We start from the raw sequence: 849 nt of genomic DNA, 5'->3' as shown, positions 1-849 counted from the left end.
TAGGCAGCACACCCATTAATTCTTGTTTAGCGGCATAGGTTTGTGATTCATTTCGCCCAAACAACGGGCGGGAGGATGCAAGTGGCGCGATCAGACATGAGCGATCTGGAATGGGAATTCATCAAAGCTGTCTTGCCTAATAAAACGCGCGGCAAGAAGCGGGTGGATGACCGTCGCGTGATCAACGGCATTTTCTATGTCCTGCGCACCGGCATACCTTGGGCCGATCTGCCCAGCGAATACGGCCCACCGACAACGGTCTACAACCGCTTCAACAGGTGGAGCTATGCGGGCCACTGGGACCGGATCATGGACGCTATCGCCGACGCGCATAACGTGGATACAGTGATGGTCGACGGGACCAGCGTGCGCGCGCATCATTCCGCCACGACTCTCAAAAAAAGACCCGCGCCGCTGTTTAGGTCGCTCACGGGGCGGGTTAGGCACGAAAATACATGCACTTACCAATCAGGATGGGCTGCCGATCCGATATGAATTGACCCCCGGCCAAGCCCATGACGCGCCGCCGTGCAAGACGTTACTGAACAATTTGCAACCTGGCCAACATGTGCTCGCGGACAAAGCATATGACGCAGACTGGATCAGAGACTTGATCTGGGAACAGGGCGCTATCGACGTGATCCCTCCCAAGGCCAACCGCAAACTGCCCGCCGAATTTGATGCTGAAATCTACCGAGAACGCAACAAAATCGAGCGTTTCTTTGGCAGGCTGAAAGCCTCGTTCCGCCGTATCGCAACCCGATATGAGAAGACGTCACGCAATTTCCTATCGATGATCAAACTAGCATCGGTCAGGCTGTGGATCGAGTTTTATGAGTCGGCTGCCTA

General features: G+C 54.9%; 1 pseudogene. It reads left to right on the top strand.

The window, feature by feature from the left end:
- Window positions 1-75 precede the first annotated feature (75 nt).
- Window positions 76-849, top strand: a pseudogene (locus GV827_RS23200) (IS5 family transposase); the annotation flags it as partial.

It is taken from the genome of Sulfitobacter sediminilitoris (assembly GCF_010667575.1).
Lineage (GTDB): Bacteria > Pseudomonadota > Alphaproteobacteria > Rhodobacterales > Rhodobacteraceae > Sulfitobacter > Sulfitobacter sediminilitoris.
This window is presented reverse-complemented; position numbering and strand designations above follow the sequence as displayed.